At 52.4% G+C, this 8,832-nt stretch carries 6 protein-coding genes and 2 pseudogenes; 3 read left to right on the top strand and 5 right to left on the bottom strand.

Annotated features, from left to right (window positions below):
• Positions 1-47: 47 nt before the first annotated feature.
• Positions 48-212, top strand: a pseudogene (locus Q0R57_RS12555) (DNA-binding protein); the annotation flags it as partial.
• Positions 213-254: 42 nt separating this feature from the next.
• Here the strand turns inward: Q0R57_RS12555 and Q0R57_RS12550 are convergent.
• From Q0R57_RS12550 to Q0R57_RS12530, 5 genes and pseudogenes are all read right to left on the bottom strand, one after another.
• Positions 255-1,811: a sulfatase-like hydrolase/transferase gene (locus Q0R57_RS12550; protein ID WP_294748235.1), complete on the bottom strand. Its 1,557-nt coding sequence runs from the start codon at positions 1,809-1,811 to the stop codon at positions 255-257.
• Entirely contained in the window at positions 1,783-2,499 is a 717-nt protein-coding gene (locus Q0R57_RS12545) for a phosphatase PAP2 family protein (protein WP_294748232.1), read from the bottom strand. Before Q0R57_RS12545 ends, Q0R57_RS12550 begins: the two co-directional genes overlap by 29 nt.
• Before the next feature lie 31 nt (positions 2,500-2,530).
• Positions 2,531-3,763, bottom strand: a complete 1,233-nt coding sequence (locus Q0R57_RS12540) for a M64 family metallopeptidase (RefSeq protein ID WP_294748238.1) — start codon at positions 3,761-3,763, stop codon at positions 2,531-2,533.
• A gap of 93 nt (positions 3,764-3,856) precedes the next feature.
• Positions 3,857-5,224, bottom strand: a complete 1,368-nt coding sequence (locus tag Q0R57_RS12535) for a sodium:alanine symporter family protein (protein WP_294748229.1) — start codon at positions 5,222-5,224, stop codon at positions 3,857-3,859.
• Positions 5,225-5,637: 413 nt separating this feature from the next.
• Positions 5,638-6,194 (bottom strand): annotated as a pseudogene (locus tag Q0R57_RS12530) (Fic family protein); the annotation flags it as partial.
• A 600-nt stretch (positions 6,195-6,794) separates the two neighbouring features.
• On the opposite strand from Q0R57_RS12530, the gene Q0R57_RS12525 reads away from it, so the two are divergent.
• Complete coding sequence (locus Q0R57_RS12525) at positions 6,795-7,463, top strand: UpxY family transcription antiterminator (protein WP_294748226.1); 669 nt, start codon at positions 6,795-6,797, stop codon at positions 7,461-7,463.
• Positions 7,460-8,824, top strand: coding sequence for an exopolysaccharide biosynthesis polyprenyl glycosylphosphotransferase (locus tag Q0R57_RS12520; RefSeq protein WP_294748223.1), 1,365 nt, complete (start codon positions 7,460-7,462; stop codon positions 8,822-8,824). The genes Q0R57_RS12525 and Q0R57_RS12520 overlap by 4 nt, the downstream gene beginning before the upstream one ends.
• The last annotated feature ends 8 nt before the right edge of the window (positions 8,825-8,832 follow it).

Genomic DNA, 8,832 nt, shown 5'->3' with positions numbered 1-8,832 from the left:
AGAAACACTAACAATTCAATTATTAACCATTAAAAAAACACAACATTATGGCACTAAAAGTAAAAGCTAAAGAACAACTGATTAAGGTCGGAAAGTACGCGGAGACCTATCGTTACGTGATGATGCCTGAGCTCTACACGGCTCTGACTCAGGACAAGGTGATTAAGGAAGCGGCTCTGCGCAGCGGTGTGAGCCGAGGTGTGATGCAGGCGATGATGAGGAGGCTGCCGAGGAGGAACCAGAGGATGATATCCTCAAGGCTTTGGGGCCTTGAAGATATCGTAGTCTGGGTTGTAGGCGGGCGACTGGATAGACAGGAGGTTGAGCACGGAATGGAAGATGTAGTGCTGCTCGAGGACAGCGGGGAGGTCGGACTTATACTGACGGAAATCATTGGACATCCACACGAAGAAGGGTATCTCGTACTGCTCCTTGGGGGCGAGCTTCATGGGCAGGCCGTGCATGAACATACCGCTCTCGCCCAGCGACTCACCGTGGTCGGAGATGAAAATCATGGCACTACGCCAGTCGGTCATAGAGCGCAGCGTGTTGACGAGTCCGTTGAGGAGGAAGTCGGTATAGCGGATGGTGTTGTCGTAGGCATTGACCAGCAGGGCGACGTTCTTTTCGCCTTCCTCTACATTATGGGCTACGGGCTTGTAATACTCGAACTCCTGAGGGTATTTGTCGGCATACTTAGGACCATGGCTGGTGCTGGTGTGGAGCACGATGAGCACCTTGTTCTTAGGACTGGACTCGATGCGCTCGCGGAGGCCACGGAAGAGGATGGCATCGTAGGCCTCGGGCTCGTCGGGGAACATGACGCCGAGCTCATCGTCGGTGAGGTACTCGTCGATATGGATGGGAGGCTCGCCCCAGTTGGTGGAACGCCACGACACATCGGCACCTGTGCGGAAGGCATAGTTGGGCAGCAGCTCGTAGAGGTCGTCGCTATTCTCGGGCTCGAGGATGGCCTTGACGCCTGCGGTGGTGTAGGTGGCGCACGAGGTGGCCTGGAACACCTTCAGGCCTTTCTGCTTGGAGAGCAGGGGGTTGGTGTCGCGACCATAGCCGTAGAGCTGGAAGTTGGCCTTGCGGGCCGACTCGCCGATGACGAGCACCACGACGGTCTTCTCCTGGTCGGTGATCTGGCCGTCGGGCAGCTTGATCTCCTCGGCCTTGCCCTCGAAATAGAAGCCTGCGAGGCGTCCTGTGTTGACGATATAGGACCAGGGCTGCAGGAGGCCACCCAGCTCGGTGTCGTGCTGACTGACGAAGAGCATCTGGTTGAAGTTCAGACCTGCCACAACAAGGACGACGAGCAGCGAGCTGCCGCACCAGATGGCCAGCTGCTTGAGCTTGCCATAGACCACGGGATGCAGCAGGCAGAACAGGGCGGGCAGCAGACCTGCCAGCAGGATGAACAGCCACAGCGACCAGCTGAAGAATGCGGAGGCCTCGGAATAGCGGGTGTTGAACACATTCTCGATGGTGGTGGCGTCGATGATGACGCTATAGGTGAAGATGAAATAGGCGGCGGTGGCGTTGATGATGGAAAGGATGGCCAGCAGGATGCGGCCCACTATCCTGGTGAGGAACATCAGGAGATAGGTCATCATGAAATTGAGCACCAACATGATGACCACCAGCGACGCCAGCAGGAAGATCTTGCCACCTGTGCTCTCGTTGCTGTTGTTGGCGACGTAATTAAAGAAAGGTATGTTGTAGAGCAACAGCGTGGCGATGCTGACAACACACGAGAATGCAAAGAGGGAAAGGGGTTTACGCAGGGTCTTTATCAGTTTTTTCATCTTGAGTATTTTTATCATCGAATTTGAGTTTCAGAACTTTGTCCTTGGTGAGGTAGAAGATGATCCACGGGGTGACAGAGCCAATGACGCTGCCCACGCAGATGTCGGCCATGAAATGCTGGGAGAGATAGACGCGCGAATAGGCGCCCAGCGCGGCAAAGATGACCAGCAGCACCATGGTGACATTGAACACCACAGCCCGCAGGGCTTTGTGATGATTGCCTTCACGCAAGTAGAAATAGGCACGGCCTATGGCCAGGCAGGTGCAGAACATGAAGAAGGTGGAGGCGTGGCCCGAGGGGAACGAATTGCCGTAGTGCATATCGACGTCGGCCACCAGGGGCAGCGTACCCTCGGCATAGTGCTCGAAGGCACTCATGGGGCGCTCCATGCTGATGAGGTGCTTCAACACCTGCAACAGCGCGCCACCCGTGATCTCGCTCATGGCGAAGAATGCGGTGATCTTCCATTTCTTCCAGAACAGGGGCAGCAGCGCCAGGATATACAAAGGCCACTCTGCCAATACGGAGAAATACTTGAAGAAGGTGTCGAGGACGCTGTTGTGCCAGGAATTCATCAGGAGATGAAGCTCGAGCTTGGGATACACATAGAGCAAACACAACACGACCACGAGCAACACCGCATAGACGATGCAATAAATAAAAGAAACCTTGAATATCTGCTTCATAGTGATATATAGTATTTTTTATTCTTTAGGTTCAATCGGTATAGAAACGGATAAGACGCTCGAGGGCCTGCTGACACACAGGACAGAAGTCGGGCTCCTCGTTGGTGCGCATACGACAGTCGGCCTGTCCGCGCCATACGCCTTTGGTCTGGTATCCCCCACCCTCGACGAGTGAGGCGCGGCCCTGGTCAATGAGGTTCTGCCACTTCTGACTGAAGTCGTGCAGCGTGGTGAGGTTTGGCTCCCAGGGCTCGGTATCGGCGAAATACATGGGGTCTTCCTCGCCATAGGGGTACTCGTCGCCCAGACCGCCGAAGGAATGTCCAAACTCGTGAACCACCACAGGTTCGAACTTGTCGCCTCCGGTATAGCTGAGATTATAGGAATTATAGATGCCACCACCGCCGTAGTTGGGGGTGTTGGCCAGAATGATGATATGCTCGTAGGGGGTGCCCGCCAGCAGGTTGTGCAACTGCTTCAGATGGAGCGTGGTGAGATAGCGAGGTACATAGAAGGTGTCGAAATGTGAGCCGAGGACGGTGTTGAGCCACAGGCCCTTGCCTGGGATGCTGACGCCGCTATCGACGGAGGGTGTGGTGAGGGCGATGATGTTGAAACGTGGGCGCAGCGACTTAAACGGCTCGTGACGGAACAGCGCCTTCATAGCCTGGCGGCAGTGGTCGAGATACTGCGGCATCTGCCCTGCGGTATAGCCCTCAGGCACATAGGCGATATGGATGCAGCATGTGGTGTCGGCAGCCTGCTGAAGGGTGACATAAGGCGACACGAGGCGCTCGCCCTGACGACTGATGAGCACGTCAGAGGGTGAGACGGTATGGGTCATCGTGGCTTGCACGTGATTGTGGAAGTCGAAGAGCTGAACGGTGATATCGACGGTGTCGAGAGGGAAAGGCACAAGGAACACATTCTCGAAAGAACGCTGTGTGTGCTTGGCCTCATCGGTGGCGAGCCACTCCTGAAACAGCGTGGAGAACGAATGACGATAGATGACCTGCTGCGAACGGTGTGAGCGTACGGTGATCTGACCATTACCAGCCAAGGGCAACTCGGCAAGGTGCGTGCGACGGCCATACCAACGGGGCATCTGCACCAGCTGGTCGACATACAACTGCTGATGCTGTACATCGCCTGCAAACACATAGTCGAGGCGCAGGGTGCGGTCACAGAACCACTCATCGAACACTTGTGCCTGGGCTGTGAGACCACAGAGGCACACAAGCAACACGAACAGATATCTTTTAATAACCACGAATTTATTTTTAAAAACCACGAATTACACGAATTTCACGAATTATTTCTATTCTCCCGTCATCTTTGACCTTTCACCCTTCACCTTTCACCTTTCACCTTCCACCTCCATCTCCTCGTCCAAACGATTGGACCACAGATACTTGCGGGTCTCACGGGCAGCAACGCCACTGAGCAGCAGCAGGGCCACAAGGTTGGGGATGGTCATGAGGGCATTCATGCAGTCGGCAATGTTCCAGATGATGTCGAGGTTGATGATGCAACCAAAGAACAGGGCGACGATGAACAGGATGCGATAGAAACGGTTGATGCGCCGACCCTCGATATAGTTGACGGCGCTCTCGCCATAATAGCTCCAGCCCAGGATGGTGCTGAAGGCGAAGGTGAGGATGCCGAAGGTGAGCAGCGGAGCGCCCACATAGGGAATCTTCGAGAAGGCCACCTTGGTGAGGGCAGCACCATCGGCATAGGTGATATCAGGATAGGCCAGGATGCTGCTGACGAGCACCATACCCGTGAGGGCACAGATGACGACGGTGTCCCAGAAGGTGCCTGTAGACGACACCAGGGCCTGACGCACGGGGTTACGCGTCTGGGCAGCAGCAGCCACGATAGGGGCAGAACCCATACCACTCTCGTTAGAGAACAGACCACGGGCAATGCCATAGCGGGCCGCCATCATGACGGTGGCGCCCACAAAACCGCCACCAGCGGCGGAGGGGTTGAAAGCGGAATTGACGATGAGCTGGAGGGCGGGCCACACAAACTCGGCATTCATGCAGAGGATGACGATACAGCCCAGCACATAGAACAGCGCCATGAAGGGCACCAGGACGGTACACACACGGGCTATGGACTTGACGCCGCCAAGGATGACGACACCTGTGAGCACGCAGACGAAGATGCCCACAGTCCAGGTGGGCACACCAAACGTCTCGTGAGCCAGCAGGGCGATGCTGTTAGCCTGAACGGTACAGCCAATGCCAAAGGACGCCAACGCGGTGAAGACGGCAAAGAGGATGGCGAGCCACTTCATATTCAAACCACGCTCGAGGGCGTACATCGGACCACCATACATACGGCCGTCCTTACCCTTTACACGATATTTCACAGCCAGCAGACCCTCGGCATACTTGGTGGACATGCCGAAGATACCTGTGAGCCAGCACCACAGCACAGCACCAGGACCACCCAGCGCCACGGCCGTTGCCACACCTACGATATTACCTGTACCAATAGTGGCAGCCAGGGCGGTGGCTAAAGCACCAAACTGACTGACATCGCCACTGGCCGAAGGGTCTTTCTTCACAGAAAGGCGGATGCCCGTGAACAGCTTGCGCTGGGGCACCAGCAGGCGGAAGGTAAGAAACAAATGTGTGCCCAGCAGCAGGATGATCATGGGCCAGTCCCACAGCCATCCACTGACGAGTGAAAAGAATTCGTTGATAGCTTCCATCGTTTTCCGAAAAGGACTCGCCCCCATTGCAGAAGCGAGTCCTTACTATTTGATTTAACTGTTTACTTGGATTACTCCTCAACAGCAGCCTGGGCGGCGGTTGTTAAACACTACTGTTAGAACACTCATCGCATTACGACTTTTACGCACGTTCTGCAAATTTTTCTTGCAAAATTAAAAATTTCTCATGACTTTACGGTCGTTTTGCACGTTTTTCTTGCAGAGTGTGTTTATTTTTAATATAAATTAAGGCAAAAACCACATCCAGTTACCAAATTCTTGTTTCGATTAAAAGAAAAACGGATGGATTTCAATGCCGGAAGTTTAGGTTTAAGTTTAGATATGCTTATATATATAATAAAGGTGTAGTAAACCCAAAACTGTAGCAGAGGTTATGAAAAAATGAGATTATCTCAATTACTTTGGGCTATATATGAGCAGTACTTACTAAGCAGATTTAACAAAGGGATGTCTCCTTTCTTGAATCGCTCCGCATCAAGTTTCAACAATCTTTCACTCACAGGTTTCTTTCCCTTGAATATGGCTTTTAGATACGGAATACCATTCTCCTCGGAAATACTTACTTCAGTAAAGAACTGCGAAAGATCCTCTGCATCATAGACGATGGAGTAACTTGGACGCTTGGCTCCGGGAATGTCCTCTTTCAGTATGTTCTTGTCAACCAAGTCCTGTATGTCACGTATGGCCGTGTCTTTTGAGCACTTTGCTAATGTTGCCCATGTCTTTGACGTTATCTTTGCCTCGTAGCCGTCAAGGAACAGATTGAGCATCTGCGTCTGACGCTCGGTCATCGGAACTGCCGATGCCTTCTGCCAGAAGAAACTCTTATTCAAGATGGTAGTGACGATGGTGTCAGCCTCGTCGAGTGCATCCACCAATCGTAATAGTGATTCTTGTCCTTGTTAATCTGTGATGAAACATTGTAGAAACGGAACTCGCTCTTTTCTCCTTATTGGTGAACCCTGTCTTTTCCTCTTCCGCAACGACTTTTCCTTTGTAAAATGCTGTACCACGAAGAAGATAGTTTTTGGAAATTCGATCTGTTTCTAACTTCTTTTCTTCCCGGCGCAACTCTTCCATTCCTGGATTATCACTGAAGAATATAAACTCAACAACTTTGTCATTCAATTCCCAAGCAGGGCTTATCTATCTTTCCAATGAAATTACGTGCATAATTACTGAAAGAAACTTGAGAATCATCATTTGTAACATACTCAACAATGTCCTTTAGGTTCCATGCAAAAAAAAAGAACAAATAATTATAAAAATCGACGGAAATTGAAAGTTTTTTGCTTTTATTTGATTTTTTTTGCTACCTTTGCAATGATTTTCCGCATTCTCTGTTGGATGACTGTCGTTTTAAGCGACTATTTGAAAACAAAACAGCTCACGCCGTGCTGAGAGAGGCGAAGTCTTCGGACGGAGTCGAACGAGGCGGGCTGCATCGGAAAAGCCGCAAGGCGATTCCGCCAGAGGTGGGAAGCGGAAAATGGCATCGAACCGACGAACGAGCGATAGCTCAATCGATGAAATGCAAAAAAGGTCCGATATGAGCACATTGTCTAATGTGGAAACTGGACGAGGCCAGGCAAATCCTCCGAGTGTCAGAGTTACACCTGATACCATCCCCGAAGCAGTAAGTGCACTTACCGGGGTGTCGGTAGAATATGTGCCTGCGCCCGACAAGAAATGGTACGTGTTCCGTGCCTCATACGGCAGAGAAGACAAAGCATTTGACTATATTGTAGCCGACGGCACGTATGCCTACATTGCCAAGCGCTACACTCGCAAGTTTGTGAACGGCAAACAAAAGAAGGTTCTGGAGGCGTTGATTCCCAACCTTCTGTTCGTATATACCACTGATGCCAAGGCCAGTGAGTATATCAAAAACACCCCCCCCACTTCCTTTCTATCCTATTATTATAACCATTTTAGGTTAGACGAAAACCAGAAGAACCCACCGCTAACCATTTCCAATGAGGAAATGGAGAACTTCATCATTGCCACCTGCAACCAGAGTGAGCATCTGAAGTTTGTCACCGAATCGCAGTGCCATTTCAAGGGCGGCGAGACGGTCGAGGTCGTCGACGGCATGTTCAAGGGAGTCGAGGGGCGGGTGGCCCGGGTATCAGGACAACAGAGGGTAGTCCTCTCTTTGTCAAACGTCGGACTCATTTCTACGGCTTATATACCTACCGCCTTTCTGAGAGTGAAATGAAGGGAATTAATAATCACAACCAGACCAATCGCCTCATCAAGTTGACAGTCATTGCGCTTGACTTTGTGGCACTGTGGCTACTACTGCCTGTAGTGGCAGACTTTATTCCCGACGCTGAAGAATGGACTGACGACAAGTATCGCCTGTTCTGGGGAATATGCACCATGAGCATGGTGCTGGCTGAGTATTGGTTCTACTCTACCATCCATCAGCGGATGGTGGGGGCTGGCGACGTCCTGCGGCGCGGCACCCTATTGGTGGTGGCACAGGTCTTGCTGTCATACCTGTTGCTACGTTCCGTCCTGTTCCAGTATCGCATAGGATGGCAGTTGCTCTTCATGGGGCTTGCCTTATGGACAGTGATCATGCTGCTGCGTTTCATTGAGCGCGAAGCGTTGAAACAATTGCGCAAGCAGGGCTTCAACACGCGAAAAGTCACTTTTGTCGGGTCCGACGAAGAGCTGCAACGACTGCAGCAGCGGCTGCTCAGCATCCCATCCTACGGCTATAAGCTGCATAACAGCTATGTCTCCACCAGCGACTTCCTCGCGCTGCTGGGTCACCCAGAGGACCTGCGCCTGGGCGATGAACTCTATCTGTGTGCCCCGCGACGAGAGCGCCAGCTCATAGAGCGTACGGCGAGTCTGTGCCGGCACAGGATGATTAAATTCTACTATGTGACTACGGCAGAAGAAAAACTCAACATGCAACCTGTGCAGATGGACGACCTGGAAGTGATGGGCACCTACTCCAGTCCGTTGGAGGACCCGCTGAACAGACTGTTTAAGCGTCTGGCCGACATCCTGCTGTCTGCCATTTTCCTGGCACCCACAGTCTTGTTGCTGCCATTCATCGCCATCATCATCAAGCGTCAGAGTCCTGGTCCTGTATTCTTCCGCCAGCGGCGCACGGGGCTCGACGGGCGCGAGTTCTGGTGTTGGAAGTTCCGTTCCATGCACGTGAACAGCACCGCCGACAGCCAGCAGGCCACGAAGGACGACCCGCGCAAGTTCCCCTTCGGCAACTTCATACGCAAGACCAGCATCGACGAGCTGCCCCAGTTCTGGAACGTGTTGCGCGGCGACATGAGCATCGTGGGTCCCCGGCCCCACATGCTGGCACATACAGAGCAATACGACAAGCTGATAGACAAGTACATGGTGCGTCACTTCGTCAAGCCAGGCATTACCGGCTGGGCTCAGGTGACAGGATTCCGTGGCGAGACCCGTGAGCTGTGGCAGATGGAAGGTCGCGTGGAGCGTGATATCTGGTATATCCAGCATTGGAGCATGTGGCTTGACATACGTATTATCTGGATGACCGTCAAGACAATATTTGTTAGAGACAAAAAAGCCTATTGAGACCCCTA

The organism is uncultured Prevotella sp., assembly GCF_946407605.1.
In the GTDB taxonomy this organism is placed as follows: domain Bacteria; phylum Bacteroidota; class Bacteroidia; order Bacteroidales; family Bacteroidaceae; genus Prevotella.
Note: the sequence above shows the minus strand (reverse complement) of the source record. Positions and strands in the feature narration are given on the sequence as shown.